15 protein-coding genes and 1 tRNA gene are annotated in these 17,339 nt (G+C 58.3%); 9 read left to right on the top strand and 7 right to left on the bottom strand.

Features of this window, described 5'->3' with window-relative positions; translation table 11 throughout:
- Window positions 1–36: 36 nt before the first annotated feature.
- Window positions 37–678: an imidazole glycerol phosphate synthase subunit HisH gene (hisH, locus tag F1529_RS03290; RefSeq protein WP_007150969.1), complete on the bottom strand. Its 642-nt coding sequence runs from the start codon at window positions 676–678 to the stop codon at window positions 37–39.
- A 23-nt stretch (window positions 679–701) separates the two neighbouring features.
- On the bottom strand, window positions 702–1,307 hold the full coding sequence (hisB, locus tag F1529_RS03285; RefSeq protein ID WP_007148968.1) for an imidazoleglycerol-phosphate dehydratase HisB: 606 nt from the start codon (window positions 1,305–1,307) through the stop codon (window positions 702–704).
- A gap of 69 nt (window positions 1,308–1,376) precedes the next feature.
- Between hisB and F1529_RS03280 the strand changes: the two genes are divergently transcribed.
- Entirely contained in the window at window positions 1,377–1,700 is a 324-nt protein-coding gene (locus F1529_RS03280; protein WP_155132141.1) for a GNAT family N-acetyltransferase, read from the top strand.
- On the opposite strand, the gene F1529_RS03275 is transcribed toward F1529_RS03280, so the two are convergent.
- Complete coding sequence (locus tag F1529_RS03275) at window positions 1,695–3,623, bottom strand: sensor histidine kinase (RefSeq protein WP_230457692.1); 1,929 nt, start codon at window positions 3,621–3,623, stop codon at window positions 1,695–1,697. The genes F1529_RS03280 and F1529_RS03275 overlap by 6 nt on opposite strands.
- Window positions 3,624–3,733: 110 nt before the next feature.
- On the opposite strand from F1529_RS03275, the gene F1529_RS03270 reads away from it, so the two are divergent.
- The 5 genes from F1529_RS03270 (at window position 3,734) to F1529_RS03250 (ending at window position 8,498) form a co-directional block, all read left to right on the top strand.
- Window positions 3,734–5,944 carry an AsmA family protein gene (locus tag F1529_RS03270; RefSeq protein WP_155132139.1) on the top strand — a complete coding sequence of 737 codons (2,211 nt, stop codon included), beginning with the start codon at window positions 3,734–3,736 and terminating at the stop codon, window positions 5,942–5,944.
- An 85-nt stretch (window positions 5,945–6,029) separates the two neighbouring features.
- Window positions 6,030–7,106, top strand: coding sequence for an A/G-specific adenine glycosylase (gene mutY, locus F1529_RS03265; RefSeq protein WP_155132137.1), 1,077 nt, complete (start codon window positions 6,030–6,032; stop codon window positions 7,104–7,106).
- A 33-nt stretch (window positions 7,107–7,139) separates the two neighbouring features.
- Window positions 7,140–7,424 (top strand): oxidative damage protection protein, encoded by a 285-nt coding sequence (locus F1529_RS03260; RefSeq protein WP_007149934.1) that lies wholly within the window; start codon window positions 7,140–7,142, stop codon window positions 7,422–7,424.
- 53 nt (window positions 7,425–7,477) lie between these two features.
- Window positions 7,478–7,553: transfer RNA gene (locus F1529_RS03255), tRNA-Phe, on the top strand.
- Between the two features lie 150 nt (window positions 7,554–7,703).
- The gene (locus tag F1529_RS03250; protein WP_370456938.1) at window positions 7,704–8,498 is read left to right on the top strand and encodes a M48 family metallopeptidase; all 795 of its coding nucleotides are present in this window, start codon (window positions 7,704–7,706) and stop codon (window positions 8,496–8,498) included.
- 101 nt (window positions 8,499–8,599) lie between these two features.
- Here the strand turns inward: F1529_RS03250 and F1529_RS03245 are convergent, their stop codons facing one another.
- Complete coding sequence (locus F1529_RS03245) at window positions 8,600–10,129, bottom strand: NAD(P)/FAD-dependent oxidoreductase (protein ID WP_155132135.1); 1,530 nt, start codon at window positions 10,127–10,129, stop codon at window positions 8,600–8,602.
- Between the two features lie 106 nt (window positions 10,130–10,235).
- Between F1529_RS03245 and F1529_RS03240 the strand changes: the two genes are divergently transcribed.
- Entirely contained in the window at window positions 10,236–11,258 is a 1,023-nt protein-coding gene (locus F1529_RS03240) for an AraC family transcriptional regulator (protein WP_155132133.1), read from the top strand.
- A gap of 121 nt (window positions 11,259–11,379) precedes the next feature.
- Here F1529_RS03240 and hldE read toward each other — a convergent pair whose 3' ends face one another.
- The gene (gene hldE, locus F1529_RS03235) at window positions 11,380–12,813 is read right to left on the bottom strand and encodes a bifunctional D-glycero-beta-D-manno-heptose-7-phosphate kinase/D-glycero-beta-D-manno-heptose 1-phosphate adenylyltransferase HldE (protein ID WP_155132131.1); all 1,434 of its coding nucleotides are present in this window, start codon (window positions 12,811–12,813) and stop codon (window positions 11,380–11,382) included.
- A 189-nt stretch (window positions 12,814–13,002) separates the two neighbouring features.
- Here hldE and F1529_RS03230 point away from each other — a divergent pair, with 189 nt between their 5' ends.
- Entirely contained in the window at window positions 13,003–14,169 is a 1,167-nt protein-coding gene (locus F1529_RS03230; RefSeq protein ID WP_007151619.1) for a hypothetical protein, read from the top strand.
- 7 nt (window positions 14,170–14,176) lie between these two features.
- The gene (gene lpxL, locus F1529_RS03225; protein ID WP_155132129.1) at window positions 14,177–15,091 is read left to right on the top strand and encodes an LpxL/LpxP family Kdo(2)-lipid IV(A) lauroyl/palmitoleoyl acyltransferase; all 915 of its coding nucleotides are present in this window, start codon (window positions 14,177–14,179) and stop codon (window positions 15,089–15,091) included.
- Between the two features lie 58 nt (window positions 15,092–15,149).
- On the opposite strand, the gene F1529_RS03220 is transcribed toward lpxL, so the two are convergent.
- Window positions 15,150–16,367 (bottom strand): O-antigen ligase family protein, encoded by a 1,218-nt coding sequence (locus F1529_RS03220; protein ID WP_155132127.1) that lies wholly within the window; start codon window positions 16,365–16,367, stop codon window positions 15,150–15,152.
- 47 nt (window positions 16,368–16,414) lie between these two features.
- Complete coding sequence (locus F1529_RS03215) at window positions 16,415–17,320, bottom strand: glycosyltransferase (RefSeq protein ID WP_196220360.1); 906 nt, start codon at window positions 17,318–17,320, stop codon at window positions 16,415–16,417.
- Window positions 17,321–17,339: the final 19 nt, after the last annotated feature.

The raw sequence follows: 17,339 nt of genomic DNA, 5'->3' as shown, positions 1-17,339 counted from the left end.
CGTGCAAGCCTGTTGCGTGCCGCGTGTAGCGTCTGCTTATGGCTGCCAGCGCAGGAAATTTTCCAGCAGCGTCAGACCGGCGTCAGCACTTTTCTCCGGGTGGAACTGCACGGCAAACACATTGCCCTGGACTGCGGCAGCGGCAAAGCTCAGGCCGTAGTCGCAACGCCCGGCTACCGCTTCGTCAGGCAAGCCGGTGACACAGTAACTGTGCACGAAGTAAAAGCGGGCATGGTTATCGATCCCCGCCCACATGGGGTGCGCCATGCCCTGCTGCACCTGGTTCCAGCCCATGTGCGGCACTTTCAGGCGGGCGCCCGTATCGCTGAACTGCTCACCGAAAAAGGTGACCTGCCCATCGAAAATGCCCAGGCAATCCACCCCGTTATTTTCTTCACTGCGGGCCATCATCGCCTGCATGCCGACGCAGATCCCCAGCAATGGCTTGCCGGCTTTCGCCACATCCCGGATCGCCTGATCCAGGCCGGTGTCTTTCAGAACGGCGATGCAGTCACGAATGGCGCCCACACCAGGAAAGACCACCCGGTCCGCCGCCCGGACCTGATCCGGGTCGCCGGTGATGATGATGGTCTGGCCATTGGCGACCTTTTCCAGCGCCTTGCCTGCGGAGTGCAGGTTACCCATGCCGTAATCAATAACGGCAACGACTTCACTCATATTCGGGAGCCTGTGCTGTACGGTTACTCGCTTTCGCTGAGGGTACCTTTGGTGGACGGGGTAATGCCGTCCATACGCGGGTCCGGCTCCACCGCCATACGCAGCGCGCGGCCAAAGGCCTTGAACACGGTCTCAGCCTGATGGTGGGCGTTCTTGCCGCGCAGGTTATCGATATGCAGGGTAATCATGGCGTGATTCACGAAGCCCTGGAAAAACTCGTAGAACAGGTCCACGTCGAAGCCACCGATGCTGCCCCGGGTGAAGTCCACAAACATTTCCAGGCCCGGACGGCCGGACAGGTCCAGCACCACCCGTGACAGGGCTTCGTCCAGAGGCACGTAGGCGTGACCGTAACGGCGCACCCCTTTCTTGTCACCGATGGCCTTGGCGAAGGCCTGGCCCAGCGTGATGCCGATATCTTCCACCGTGTGGTGGGCATCGATGTGCAGGTCACCCTTGGCCTTGATGTCCAGATCGACCAAACCATGACGTGCCACCTGATCCAGCATGTGCTCAAGGAACGGCAACCCGGTATCCAGTTTGCACTGACCGGTGCCATCCAGATTGATGGTGGCTTGAATCTGGGTTTCCAGGGTGTTGCGCTCTACGGTAGCGCTTCGCTTGCTCATCTATACCTCCCAGGCATTGGACCGGCTATTATACGCACCCCAACAGAAGCTAACCAGCGGAGAGCGTCGATGCCCATCAGCGTAGAAGCCCATGCCCTTACGGAAACCCAGTGCGAAGCCTTTGCCAAGGTGCTGCGTGATGCCCCGCAATACCGCCAGAAGCTGGCCGATGCGGTGGCTGGCGGGCAAGGGCGGCTGTTCGCTGCCCACTTCAATGGGCAGCGCGTGGCTATCGCCCTGATAGAAGAAAACCAGCCGCAGCTGGCCTGGATGGTCGTGCATCCCGCCACTCAGGGGCGCGGCGTGGGCAAGGATTTTCTGCGCCTGATCGGTCAGCAGCTGGGAGAAACGCTCACCCTGCCCGAACACTGCCAGCAGCAGCCCGGCCTATAACTGAGCCAGTGGCAACCGGATATGCAGCGCAAACCCCCGCCCGGGTCCGGCGCTTTCCGCCCACAGAGAACCGCCCACCTGCTCAACCATCACCCGCGCCATGGCCAGGGACAGGCCAAAACCTTCTTCATGGTGACGTGATCCCATCACGAAGAATGGTTCGAGGATGTGCTCCAGCTGCTCCGCGGTAGCCCCCCTGCCTTCATCACGGATACAGAGTTCGGCATGGCCCGCCGGCACATCCACGGTGCTGCTGACTTCCACGCTATCGCCTTCGGCACTGAAGCGCAGCGCATTATCCAGCGCCATGGTCAGCACTTCACGCAACTCCCCTTCACAGGCTCGCACCTGCAAATTCGGTGAAATCCGGTTACGCACCGCCACACCGCAAGTCTCTATCCGCGCCGCCTGGTCACGCAAAATGGCGTCGAACATCCACATGGGCTGACAGCTGGCCTGCAACGGCGGCTGGTGGCGGTCGGAGAGATCAAAATACCGCAGTGAGGTGCTGACGATCCCCGTGAGGCGCCGCTGCCCCTTGCGCACCATGGCCCACACATCCACCTCTTTCTCACCCGGCCACTGCCCGGATTGCCCCAGTGAATCGGCCGCGCCAATCCAGTTGATCGGCGTATTCAGCTCATGGCTGATGTACTGCAGGAACATGGATTTGTCCTGGTTCATCTGTTCGATATCCGCCAGGTGTCGCTCCAGGTTCTGCTGCGCCTCCACCGACAACTGCTTGCGCTCACTTTCCAGAAACCGGATCCGGTCGCCCAGTGCCAGTGACAACATCACCACCACCCACAGGGCGCCGAAATGCGGCAGGTAAGGAACAATCACGCTATAGGGAATCAAGCCCAGATTGCCGATGGCATACAGGAACACTGTCAGCAGAAATACGGACCAGGCCAACACATACAACCGCGCCACCCGGAAGCCCTGGCGCCACACCACCCAGCCCAGCCAGCTGAACAGCACCACCGTCATCATCACCACCACCGTGGACAGGTGATAGGAATACGGCGGCGGAATCACCCACTGCAACAGGAACGCCAGCCCGATCAGGATCAGGTAATGCTTCAGCAATCGGTCATAGCGTGGAAACCGCTGGGCCAACTGCAGAAACTGCCGTGAATACAGCGCCAGCGAGAGCCCGCAGGTATAGGTGGTCAGCCAGAAATATTCATTGATCTTGGGGGTCTCCGGCCACAGATACTGCAATCCAAAGCCGCTGACGCAGATATTGAAAAACAGCACCCCGGTCAGAAACACCACAAAATGCAGGTGCACATTGTCACGTAGGGACAGAAACAACAGCAGGTTGTAAATCAACATGATGGTCAACGAACCGTAGAACAGCCCCTGCAGCAACTGCTCCAGATAGGTGTACTCCACCAGCCCCTTGGCACTGTAGAGCATGGGCATCATGTTCAATGCGCCCTTGCCGCGCACCTTCAGATAGTACTCACTCACCCCGTCTGGCAGCGATTCCAGATTGAACACAAAAGAGCGGTGATCCATGGGCCGCCGCCCAAAGGGGCGTGTATCCCCCACCGCGTATTCCCGGAACTCGCCACCCGGCTGCGGCACGAACAGGGTCAGCTCATCGAGAATCGGATAGCGCTCCACCAGGAACCAGCTACGCCCATCCATCTGGCTGGCATCCAGCTGAAAACGCAGCCAGATCGTGCTTTTGGTAAAACCGAAATTCAGGGTGTTGCTGTCACTTTGGCGAAAACGACTGGCAAACTGGTCGCGAATCTGACTCAAGGTCCAGTTGCCTTCCGGGTCCTCCAGCACATCCACCCGGGCCCCCAACTGAACGCTATCCCCCGCCGAAACCAGTGCAATGGGCTCGGCACGCACCATGCCCCCCACCAACAGCAGCGCCATCAAGACAACAACATGGAACTTTCGCAAACGCTCTTCCCCTAACGTCACAATAACAATCACGAATAATGCTACGGTATGGTCAGTGAATCCCCACTGCTATAATCACGGTCCAACGACCAACGCGCAAGGAGTGCTACATGGGACGCCTGTTAAAAATTTTGCTGATCACTTTGTTTGCCATCATTGTGCTATTAGCCATTGCTGTTTTTGTGATCACGCAGGTGATTGATCCCAACGAGTTCAAGCCGGAAATCGAGAAACAGGCACAGGAACAGGCCAACCTGACACTGGACATTCAGGGTGACCTGGCCTGGCAATTCTGGCCCTCGCTGGGCGTGAGTCTTGGCCGCACCGAAGCCCGCATTGCCGATGACGAAGAGCTGTTCGCCGCCCTCGACGAAGCCAGCGTCAGCGTTGCCGTATTACCGTTGCTGTACGGCCAGGTGGAAATGGACGGCATCACCCTGGCTGGCCTGAATGTAAACCTGGTGGACGGCCCGGACGGCGCCAACTGGGAGAAGATTGGCCCGCAGACGCCGGCAGAAGACACCGCCGCTGAAGAAGAACCGGCGGCCGAAGACGAGGGCAGCAGCAGCCTGGACATTCCGCTGACCATTCCCAAAGTCGTGGTCAGCGACGGCAAGGTTCGCTACCGCAGCACCGCCGATGGCACCGACATCGTCGTCGAGCACTTTAATCTGAATGCCCAGGACGTGAACCTGGATGAACCCTTCCCGCTGCAGATGTCCCTGCGCTATCAGGACCAGAGCGACATGCGCGTGGACATGAATCTGGACACGGTACTGGCCGCCGATATCGACAATAACCATTTCGTCCTCAACCCGATGACACTGGATGCCAATATCGCCGGCGCCACCACCATGCCGGTGGATGTGCATCTGGAACAGAATCTGGATGTAAACCTGAACGAGGACACCGTCTCCATCAAGGACCTGCTGCTGCAAGCCGCCGGCACCGAGACCAAAGGCAACGTGGACATTAGCGCCCTCACCGGCGACATGCAGCTCAGCGGCAAGCTGGCCACCGCGCCCTTCGATGCCAACAAGGTGCTGGAAGCGATTGGCGAAGCGCCCATCGAAACCACCGACAGCCAGGCACTGAGCAAGATTGCCCTGGACGCCACCCTGGGCGGCGAGCCCGGCAGCGTCATGGCCAGCCCGCTGACCCTGACCCTGGATGACAGCACCCTCAGCGGCAGCGCCGGCCTGGCCAGCCTGGAAAGTGGCAAGATCATCTTTGACCTGGTGCTCGACAAGATCACCCTGGACGGCTACATGCCTCCTGCCAGTGGCGATACCGAAACCGCCGCAGCCGGCGGCGGCAAAACCGGCGGAACCGCCAGCCTGTCCAGTGACGAGCTGATCCCGGTGGACACCCTGCGCCCACTGCTGGTGGACGGCGAACTGGCCATTGGCACCGTGAAATACGACAGCATTACCGCCAGCGACATGAAATTTGCCGTCAGCGCCAAAAACGGTGTCTTGCAGCTGACCCGCGCCAGCGGCAGCACCCTGGGCGGCAGCTTCAGCGCCAAAGCCAAACTGGATGCCTCCGGCAGCACCCCGAAAATCACCGCCAGCAACACCGTCTCCAGCGTCCAGATCCAACCGCTGGTACAAATGGCGCTGGAGGATGATCTGGCCAAAGGGGTGTTCGACATGAACGGCAGCTACAGTGCCAGCGGCAACAGCGAAAAAGCGCTGATGAACTCCGCCAAAGGCACCATCGATCTGTCCCTGGCCGACACCACCGTGCGCGGCCTGAATCTGTACAGCACCCTGGTTGGCGGCGTGAATGACATGCTCGGCCAGTTCCAGGGCCTGGCCACCGCCCTGATTCCCAGCCAGGAATCCGGCAAACTGCCCAGCGCCCTGTCCGAGGACACCAAGATTCTCGACCTGAAATCCAAGGCGCGGCTGGACAAGAACGTGGCGTATCTGGACAGCCTGTCTGCGGTACTGCAAAAAGGGGAAATCACCGGTAATGGCTGGATGAACATCCTCAACCAGGACTTCGACCTGAAGATCGGCATGCAATCGCCGGAACTGGGCACCTCCAAGTACCTGACCGGCACCACCTGGCCGCTGCGTTGCGAAGGCAACCTGGGTGGCAGCCCCGCCAAATGGTGTGGCCCGGACAAGGATGGCTTCAAGGACATCGGCAAACAGGTCGCCGCCAACGCCACCAAAGACAAGCTGAAAGAGAAATTCGGCATTGAAGGCGAAGGCGACACCACCGAAGAAGTGCTCAAGGATGCCGCCCAGAAGAAAGCCAAGGAAGAAGTGAACAAGCAGCTGCAGGACGGTCTCAAGAAGCTGTTTAATTAAGAGACGCTGCACGCTTCATGCAGCAAGCGACACGCAGGCGGAAATGAGCGTTTGCTCATTTCCGCCGTTTTTTGTCCGGAGTGTCATGCCCAGCACATCCCTCACCCCGCAAGACTTCAGCCAGGCTCTACTCGACTGGTACGACCAGCATGGCCGCCAGGATCTGCCCTGGCAGCACCCGCGCACGCCCTATCAGGTGTGGGTGTCGGAAATCATGCTGCAACAGACCCAGGTCAGCACGGTCATTCCCTACTTCGAGCGGTTTATGGCGCGCTTCCCGGATGTCAAAACACTGGCACTGGCGGAGCAGGATGAGGTACTACACCTGTGGACCGGGCTCGGTTACTACGCCCGCGCCCGCAACCTCCATAAATGCGCCCAACAACTGCTGGAGAACTATCAGGGCGAATTCCCGGACACCGTTGAGGAAGTGGCCACGCTACCCGGCATTGGCCCCTCCACCGCCGGCGCCATTCTTGCCCAGAGCCGCGGCGTGCGCGCACCGATTCTCGATGGCAATGTGAAACGGGTGCTCGCCCGGCTGCATGCAGTGCCCGGCTGGCCGGGCAAAAAACCGGTCGAAAGCCGACTCTGGGAGCTGTCTGAACACTACACGCCTCACGCACGGCTGGCGGACTACACCCAGGCGATCATGGACCTGGGCGCCACCCTGTGTCGCCGGGGCAACCCCGACTGCGCTAGCTGCCCGGTAAACCGCGGGTGCGAAGCCCACGCCAACGGTAACCCACAGGATTACCCCGGCAAGAAACCGAAAAAGACCCTGCCAGTACGCACCACCGTCATGCTTATCCTGCGCGACCGTAACGGCCGGGTCTGGCTGGAACAGCGGCCCCAGCAAGGCATCTGGGGCGGCTTGTGGTGCTTTCCACAAACCGACGATGAGTCACAGATGGACGACGCCCTGAAAGTCCGTGCGTTCGATGCCCGTGCTGATAGCCAGCCACTGGATCCGTTCCGGCACACCTTCAGCCACTATCATCTGGACATCGTCCCGCTGGAAGTGGCCGTGGACCCAGCCGGCACCCGTGACAGTGACGGTCGCTGGGTGGACCCGCAGTCTCCCGGCACGCTGGGCCTGGCCGCACCGGTGAAGAAACTGCTGGCGGGTCTCGACGCCCCACGCCAGTCACGCATGTTATAGTCCACCTCACATGTACCCGCCTACGGAGTTGCCATGAGCCGCACGGTAATGTGCCGCAAATACCAGACTGAACTGGACGGCCTCGACCGCCCCCCGTTCCCCGGCCCCAAGGGGCAGGATATCTTCGAGACAGTCTCGAAAAAGGCCTGGCAGGAATGGCTGCACGAACAGACCATGCTGATCAACGAAAAGCACCTGAACGTGATGGACCCACAGGCACGCGCCTTCCTGGACGAACAACGTGATCGTTTTCTGAACAACGAAAACTACGAAAAAGCAGAGGGATACGTGCCACCTGCTCACGATGCGAACAAATAAACGCCCACGGCTTGACGCCTCCGGCCCAAGCCGCTTTAATACGCGCCCTGATTGCCCGGATAGCTCAGTCGGTAGAGCAGGGGATTGAAAATCCCCGTGTCGGTGGTTCGATTCCGCCTCCGGGCACCATACAAGAAAGCCCCGCTCACAAGAGCGGGGCTTTTTTTATGGCCACTGGTTGCGCATTTCCCCCATCAAGCCGCGAACCGGCCTCTACCCTCGCCTGACCTTCTGCGCTAACGTGCACACATCTCTCGCACTCCAGGCAGGCCCTGTCACGTGTACCGCTTTATTGTATTTATTCTGTCACTGATGCTGTTCGCCGGTTGCGACCAGACGCCCACCGGGCGGGACCAGCTGGCCCTGATGCCGGACACCATGATGGCGGATTTTGGCCGGCAGACGTTTCTGCAAATGCAGCAGCAGACTCCGGTGAGCGACGACGAGGCCGCCAACCAGGAAGTACAGTGCGTCGCCACACAGATACTCGCCCATCTAGCCAACCGGTTTCCCGGCAACGCGCTACCCCAGCGCTGGGAAATCGTGGTCTTTGCCGACCCGAGCCCCAACGCCTTTGCCTTGCCTGGTGGCAAGATAGGCGTCAACGAAGGCCTGCTGGCGGTGGCCGCCAGCGATGACCAACTGGCCGCTGTGATTGGCCACGAGGTGGGCCATGTGCTGGCACGACACAGTAACGAGCGGCTGACCCAGCAGCTGGGAATCCGCACGGTGCTGTTTCTGGTCGGCATGTTCAGCGAAGGGGATGCAGATTCAGAGCGCATTATTCAGGCGCTGGGCATGGGCGCACAGCTGGGCATTGCCCTGCCCTTCAGCCGGGCCCATGAAGAAGAAGCGGATTTGATGGGACTGGAGCTGATGGCCAGCGCCGGTTTTGACCCGCGCGAAAGCGTGCAGCTTTGGAAGAACATGGCCGCCACCGGGAGCGGACAGCTCCCGGAGTTCCTGTCCACCCACCCCAATCCCGGCAGCCGGATCGGCGCACTGGAAGAAAAAATGCAGGTGGCGCTACCGCTGTACCAGAAAGCCACACCGGCGGAATGCGAACCACAGTAATTCAGAAGTGAGCCACGCGTTTCGAGTAGCGAAAACCTGACCTCATTATTTTCTGGTTTTGCCTGTCGAAACTCGCTTCTCGCAACTCGAGACGTTCTTTGTCAGCCAACAGCCGCCTCTTTCACGGGCACGCTCTCAACCGCCGTCTGCCAGTGATAATCCTTCATGCTCACCGTCCAGGTGCGCGCCATAAACTGGAAAGTGGCATGGGGCCACAGGGCGGTATTGCGGCCATCGGCCTGCTGGTACCAGCTCATGCAACCACCGTTCTGCCATACCGTGCCTTTCAGCTCTTCCTGCAGTTTGTCGTTATAGCGATCCTGCACGTCCTGCTTCACATCCAGCCAGGCATCACCGCGCTTATCCAGCTTGGTAATGGCATCCATGATGTAGCGCACCTGACTCTCGATCATGAAGATAATGGAGTTGTGGCCCAGGCCAGTGTTTGGCCCTACCAGCTGGAACATGTTCGGGTAACCGCTGACCGTGGTGCCCAGATAGGCTTCCGATCCTGCTTTCCAGTCGTCCTGCAATCGGTGCCCCGGTAACCCGGTAATGTCAAAATCCTTCATGTAAATACGCGGATCCACGATAAAACCGGTACCCAGTACCAGGCAGTCGGCCTGCTGCTCACTGCCATCGCTGAACACGATGCTGTTTTCACGAATTTCCTTCACGCCTTCGGTGACCAGCGACACATTGTCGCGGTTGAAGGTGGGGTAATAGTTGTTGGAAATCAGGATGCGTTTACAGCCCAGTGTGTAGCTTGGCACCAACTTGCGAGCCGTGGCCTTGTCTTTCACCTGGTAATGAATAAACGCTTTCAGGGCCGGCTCAGCCAGCTTGGCCAGGCGTGGATTGAAGATCGGCACCACCCGCGCTTCATTGCTCAGATACAGACGCAGACGGTGCAGCTTGCGCAGGGCCGGGAAGCGGCGGAACATCCACTTGCTCAGGCTGGAATAGGCGCGCTCATCGCGGGGAATGATCCAAGGCGGCGTGCGCTGCACCACCGTCAGCTGGCCCGCTTCTTTGGCCACGTGGGGCACATACTGAATGGCGCTGGCGCCGGTACCGATGGACACCACCTTCTTGCCGGCCATGTCATAGTCATGATCCCACTGGGCGGAGTGGATGATCTTGCCTTTGAAGTTTTCCATTCCCTTAAAATCAGGAAAAGACGGCACGTGCAAGGGGCCGCTGGCCAGCACCCAGTGCTGACAGACCACCTGAGACCCATCGGCCATATCCAGCGTCCACAGGGCCGCCTTGTCATCAAAATGGGCCCCGGTCACTTCGCTGTTGAAACGGGTGTACTGACGCAGGCCGTGCTTGTCGGTCACGCCCTGAATGTAATTGTGGATTTCCTGCTGGCCACTGTAGCGATGGCTCCAGTCCGGATTCCCCTCGAAAGAGAAGGAGTACATGTGCGACTGCACATCACAAGCCGCCCCGGGGTAGCTGTTGTGATACCAGGTGCCACCCATGCCGCTGCCTTTTTCCAGCAGCACAAAGTCATCAATCCCGGCTTCGCGCAGCTTGATGGCCATACAGATGCCACCGAAACCACCACCAACGATGGCCACTTTGACGCGACGGGTTTTCACATTGATACGGGCCTGACTTGTCATAGGTATTCTCCTTGGGATGCCGATGCATCTATCAATGCATGCACTCTAGCCTTGTCAGCGCCCTGTGAATACGTGTTAACCTGACTAAAAATTGATAATTCCGGCCATGTCTGAACGCTCGATTCTTGCACTGATCTACACCATCGACCTGCTCGAGACCGAGAAGGGAATCGACTGTGGCCCAGTGCTCGCCCGCCACGGGCTGGACCGGGGCAAGCTGGATCCCAACAGCGAAATCGGCCGGGACCGGGAGCTACTCATCTTTACCGAGCTGCTACCCCGCGTAAACGACCCCATGCTGGGCTTCGATATGGGCAGCCGTTTCGGCTTTGCCGGCTACGGGCAGCTGGCCATGCTGCTGATGACCAGTGAAACGGCGTTCCAGGGATTCCAGTTCGGGGTCAAGTACCAGGCCCTGACCTATTTGTACGGCGAAATCGCACTGGTGCCCGGCGAACAGACGACCGCCCTGGAGCTGTACCCGATCCCTTTACCACCTGAAGTGAGCCGTATTCTGATCGACCGGGACATGGTGGGCACCTTCAAGCTGATCAACGACATCCAGACCCAGCTCAATCTTGACCTGAAACCGGTGGAGGTGTGGATGCCCTACCCGCGCCCGGCCCATGCTGAGGCTTTTGAGGACTATTTCGGCTGCCCGATCCGTTACGACCAACCCCATTGCAAGGCGGTGATTCGCAACCAGGACATGGGCATCCGCATGCCCGGCTATAACAAGATGGCCCAGGACATGTATCGCGAGCAATGTGATGCCATGCTGGCCCGCCGCGAAGCGCCCACCGCAGACCTCGGCGGTCGCGTCGCGGCGTATCTGAATCTGTTTGTACGAAGCTTCCCCACCGCCGAACAAGTCGCCCAGGCCTTCGGTATTCCCGAACGCACTTTCCGACGTCAACTCAGCAAGGAAAATCGCCCTTTTCAGGGCATCATGGACCAGGTCCGGCAAGACAAGGCCCGGCGCTATCTGGAGGATTCAGAGCGCAGCGTGGCGGAAATTGCCGAATTACTCGGCTACAGCGAGTCCGCCGCCTTCGTTCGAGCTTTTGAAAGATGGACGGGCGTAACGCCTGCCCGCCATCGTAGAGACAGGAACGGAATGAATAGTTAATAATGAATAGCTGCGCGAGCAGTTTTTATCACTCTTTCAAGCGTATGAGGCCGCGCCCAGACCATGGGCGCGGCCTCAAACGTTTCAACGCGGCACAGCACTGATTTCGCGACGTTATTAACTATTCATTGTCTTTTCGGATTCGCTCAACGATCTTGGTGGTAGAAATGTCATCGATAAAATCGAGCACCTTCACCTCGCCGCCGTAGCCTTTCACAAACTCGTGGCCCACCACCTGATCCACGCTGTAATCACCGCCTTTCACCAGCACATCCGGCTTGATGGATTCCAGCAGCGGCTCCGGTGTATCCGTATCGAACGCCACCACCCAGTCCACCGCTTCCAGCGCGGCCAGCACCGCCATGCGACGCTCAAGCGGATTAATCGGTCGGCCCGGCCCTTTCAAGCGGCGAATCGATTCATCACCGTTGACCGCCAGCACCAGGCGATCCCCTTGCCGACGAGCCGTATCCAGATAGCCCACGTGGCCAGCATGAATGATGTCGAAGCAGCCATTGGTGAAGACAATTTTCTCACCCTGGGCACGGGCATCCTCGATGGCGATCAGCAACTGTGCTTCGGTCATCACACCACGGCCCAAGCCTCCTTCCTGGTGCACCGCACGGCGCAGTTCCGGCGCAGACACCACAGCGGTGCCCAGTTTGCCGACCACGATACCGGCGGCAATATTGGCCAGCGCCACCGCATCTTCCATAGCAGCACCGGCCGCCAACGACACCGCCAGCACGGAAATCACCGTATCGCCGGCGCCGGTCACATCAAATACTTCCCGGGCCCGGGCCGGCAGGTGCAGCTCCGGCATCCCGTCGCGGAGCAGGGTCATGCCCTTCTCGCTGCGCGTGACCAGCATGGCTTGCAGATCCAGATCACGGATCAGCTGCTGCCCCTTTTCAATCAGGTCCTGCTCATCCTTTACTGCCCCTACCACCGCTTCAAACTCACTCAGGTTCGGTGTCAGCAGGGTCGCCCCGCGATAGGGCTCAAAGTCGGTACCCTTGGGATCCACCAACACCGGCACACCCGCTTCGCGGGCCAGCGCGATCAGACCGGGACAGTCACGCAGGGCGCCTTTGGCATAATCCGACAACACCAGCGCACCGCAATGGGCTAACTGCTGCTTAACCTGCTCGGCAAAAGGCGCCGGGTCCTGGTTGTGGAACGCTTCTTCAAAATCCAGCCGCAGCAGTTGTTGCTGACGACTAATCACCCGCAATTTGGTAATCGTGGGCAGCCCGTCCACTTTCTGGAAATGGCAGCCCACTTCCGCCGCCGCCAGCCGCTCTTCCAGAATCGAGGCAGCTTCATCGCGGCCCGTCACCCCAACCAGCTCTGCACGGGCACCGAGGGCGGCCATGTTCAATGCCACGTTGGCGGCACCACCGGGGCGGTCTTCCAGCTCGGTAACGCGCACCACCGGCACCGGCGCTTCCGGCGAAATACGGCCGGTTGGGCCGTGCCAGTAACGATCAAGCATGACATCGCCAGCCACCAGAACGCGGGCCTGGGCAAAAGAGGGAATTTGCGGGTTTTGCATCAATGTCTCCAAAAGACAACAGAGCCGAATTGCCCGCAATTGTAGCATAGCGGTGGAGGCAAACAGGTTCTGACAGTACACTTCGCGGCACGCCGCTACCTGCTGACCGGGCACAACAATTACGCATCGCCACGCTGTCAGGGTATCATTCAGCAACTCTTGGCCAATTTCGGAGCAACAGGACACCCTATGCCGCCACTGCCCCCCAACATCATGCAAGGTCGCTGGTTACGCTGGTGGCTGACATTGTCATTTGCGGTGATGTTCAGCGGCGTATTCCTGTTCAACTCCCGCATCGGCCTGCTCAACGTGCTTGATGTGCTGTTCTTTCTGCCCGGGCTGACCCTGCTTACCCGCGCGGTGGTCAGTGGCGACCACCGGCTGATGACCTCGCCCTTTCTGGTTCCGCTCTATCTATTACTCGCCTGGGCCCTGCTCAGCCTGGCCTGGGCGGAGGAACCCAACTCCTCGCGGACGGTGCGCGGCGTGGTGCAAATCGTGGTCATGGTGGGCCTGTTCCGCTGGTTGCACCTCTATTTCCGTAACACCTTCAAGCAAGCCATGGCCAACGGTGCCCTGTGCGCCATGGTGGTGGCCACGGTGGTAATGGTCAGCTACTACACCACCCAGCCGTTCAGCAGCCCTCTCTTCAGTGAGCCTGCCAACCTGATTTTCCGCATGCCCTCCCTGGATCCCTCCCTGGCGCTGATGGCCATGGTGGCGCCGACCTTCATCCTGCTGGCACAGGGCATGGAAGAAGGCGCATCCGGCAAAGGCGGTCGCCGCCTGGTCGGCGCGGGTGTCGGCTTCGGCTTTTTATGCCTGACGTCTTTGCCGCTGGGATTGATGAGCCTCCTGTTTGCTGTCGCCTGGCTGATCAGCCGGGGCTCTCGCCGTTGGCTCAGCCTGATCCCGCTGGCCGCCGCCTTCTACCTGATGCTGCAGGGCAGCCACAGCGTGACGGTGAGTAATTATTTTGCTCATCCACTGATCGGCAATGGGCTGAACCACGAAACGCTGAATGGCGTGCTGGGGCGGAACGACAGCCATTTGCTGACGCTTGCCCATCCGCGCAATATCTTTTTGCTGCTGATCCACGGCCTGGGGCTGATCGGCCTGGTGCTGTTTGTCGCCAGCTGGGTGAGTCCGTTTACTGCGCTGCTGCAGCGCCAGATCAACTGGCATGACAATGCGGCCTACACCATTGCTGTGGTGCCCGGCCTGTGCATGACTTACGCGGCCGGCGCCTATTTACTGGTGCCGTTCCAGGCCAGCTGGCTCAGCCTGTGGCTGCCGTTAGCGCTCTTGCTGGCCCGCCTCAGTGAGCGCCCCGCCATCCGTCCGAACAGCCGCTGAGAGCCTCATGGGAAAACGCACCAACCGGCCCTCACGGCTCTCCGACCCTCGTCTTTACCCTAGCTGGCTGGGGGCAGGCGTTTTCTGGCTGATCGGGCAGCTGCCCTGGAATCTGCTGCTCGCCGCAGGACGAGGCCTTGGCCATCTCGCCTGGCATCTGGCAAAAAAACGCCGTCATGTTGTGCAAACCAACATCCGGCTTTGTTTTCCTGAATTACCCCCCCAAGAGCAGGAAGCATTGGCCCGCCGCTGCATGATCAGCACCGGTGAAGCCATTCTGGAAATGGCCGGCAGCTTCAGCAACCACCGTATCAAGCTGGGCGAACGACTGACCATCACAGGCATCGAGCACATCAGGAGTGCTCAAGCGGCGGGGCAAGGGGTGTTATTGCTGGGCATGCACTTTAACAGTGTGGATGTGGGCTCGCGCCTACTGAGCTACGCCCTGGATATTAATGCAGTCTACCGCCCCAACGACAACCCGGTGATTGACCGCCTGATTAACAAAGGCCGCCAAAAATACGTGGAAGGGATCGTCGATCGCATGGATATCCGCCAAATCGTGCGCCTGCTGAGAAACGGAAGAGTTGTCTGGTACGCCCCGGATCAGGACTATGGCACTGCCCATGCGGTCTATGTGCCCTTCTTCGGCGTTCCCGCCGCCACCATTACGGCCACCAGCCGCATCGCCCGCATGGGCAAGGCAGCGGTCATCCCCTGCGCTCACTATCGCTTACCCGGCGGTCGCTACGAAATCGAATTCGGCCCGGCGCTGGAAAACTTCCCCTGCGGGGACGATGAACAGGACACCGCTCGCATCAATAGCACCATTGAAGGCTACGTGCGCAAGTGCCCGGAGCAGTATCTATGGGTGCACAAGCGGTTTAAGCATCAGCCTGATGGTTGCCCCAAACGCTATTGACCTTCACTGTATCGAGTTAAAGAACAAATCGGCATTATTGCTTCCTGAATAAGAAGCTTTAGATGGAACCAGAATTTCCACGGGCACCAATAACTGCCTGACTCTCTTTACTTTTCATACCTGCGACCAGCAGATACCCTGCAGGCAACCAAAGGAAAAGCCAGTTGGAGTTTGGGTCCGACACAGGGTAGTAATATGCATCAACCAACGCGTAAACTAGCCCGAAGAACAGAATATTTCTCCACAGCGTTGACGCTTTGGAAACATCAATATTTCTCAGGATGAGTAACACAAGGGCGACCAGCGCCGACAACGCAAAAAAACCACCATTTCTGAATGCTTGGAAATAGATATTATGTGCCGTCATGTATGGACGACTGAGTCCCGGCGTATAAAATTCAAGATCACGCTGCAGCCCCAGTCCGAACCACCAGTGCCCAGACACATCGCTTAGCAGCTGACTCCAGATCGACACCCTCCCGGTAAGCAACGTATCTGCATGACGTAACGCAACCTCCTGACCAACTGCAACCCAGAACATCACCGCCAAAAACACAGCGCCCACGGAAGCCAGAAGGTAATACAGCCAAAACGCCCTTAGAGGGAATTTACCAAGCACCAACACGGCCACAACAGCAACAAAAGCAGTGCGCGCAAGCGCCAAGCCCATAGACGACAAAAACAACAAACAAGCACAAAGCAGGAGCGCACGACACCATCCATTCTTCATCGTTGAAGAAACAGAGAGAGCAGCCAAAAATGCAACCCCCATTGCAGCCCCCGTCACATTGGGGTTAACCCCAATCCCACCCACACCACCAACACCATGGGAGGTAAGTCGAAAATCTAGCACAAAGACAAAATGCAGCCATTGCAAAATAGCCGCAATAATCGCCCCCCCAATAATCGCCCAAATCATTAACTCCGACAGCCTTTCAAGGCTAACCCTTAGCAGAAAAGGCGCCAAAAAAACGCACGAAGTGAGGAAAAAATAGCGCAGATAACGGCCAACGAGGTTGAAGTACTCAGCATCGCCACTCCAGAGAACAGGAACAGCAAGAAAAAAAAGTAACAGCAGCACACCACAGAGGACAAAGGGGAGTCGCCCTCCTCCGCCTGACACCATCACAAGCAGAACAGGCAACGCCACTGCATAATAAAATATTTTATCCTGCGCCCCAACGCTAGCACTTACAAAAAAGGAGAACACCCATAAAACCATTCCCCAGAAAAGCATGCCAAGCCAAAAACCACGAAAAGATTGCACAGAAACCATCAATCAGCCATTTATCAGCAACAATCATCTACATTGAGAGGGGAAGACTAGAAAAACCATAACTTGATTAGCGCTTTCAGGAATTTGAACTGATAACGAACATCCAGAAACACGCCGCCCCCTCTTCGCCTTATATATTCCCGGTACACCCTGACAAGATCATCAGCTGAACCATTTTTTACCGCATAGCGCACCAAACCACGAGCTTTCCTGCGATAAATCTCCCCTCTGAACTCTTGCAAAACGGGGCAGACATAAGGGCTCTCGAACAGGACATCCATATTCGCGAACCCCTCTCTGAGCGCCGCAGCCCTTTCCTTGCTCACGACCCCCCTATAGCGATGATACCGAACCATTTTCACATCAATGATCATAGCCGGGCAGTGTGCCAAAGCGGCCAGAAAGAAAGGAATGTCTTCCTGAGTACGCAGCGTGGTGGGGAAACATAACTCCAGAAAGCGGGCCCGTCGGATCAAATATCCGCCCTGTTGCATCGCGAGATCACTACGGATGTAGTCTGCCACATGCGGGACCGTACCCTTATACTTTGCGATAACCGGCATGCCCTGCGAAAGCCCACTTTCGTCCACAATTTGATAATGACCAATTAACATATCCTTCCCTGGATTCTCAGCGATGTAGGTTGCAGCCTCTTCAAGCGAACCCCGCTCCAATTCATCATCCGCATCAAGGAAAACAAGAAAGTCACCCTTGGCAGCGGCCGCCCCTTTGTTGCGGGCAACGGCAGGACCTGAATTACTCTGGCTAATCACTGTTAACCATGGATAACGCTCTGCACACTCATTCAACAGCGCCAGACTGCTGTCCGTAGAACCATCATCCACCACAATAGCCTCAACCTTCGCATCGCCGATGGCTTTCTCGACAGAAGACAGAGTTTGCTGCAAATAAGAAGCAGCATTAAACGATGGTATAACGACACTAATCTGCACAAACATCTCCTGAAAAATC

It is taken from the genome of Alcanivorax sp. VBW004, assembly GCF_009718865.1.
In the GTDB taxonomy this organism is placed as follows: Bacteria; Pseudomonadota; Gammaproteobacteria; order Pseudomonadales; family Alcanivoracaceae; genus Alcanivorax.
The sequence above is the reverse complement of the archived record's forward strand: the minus strand, read 5'-3'. Positions and strand labels throughout refer to the sequence as shown.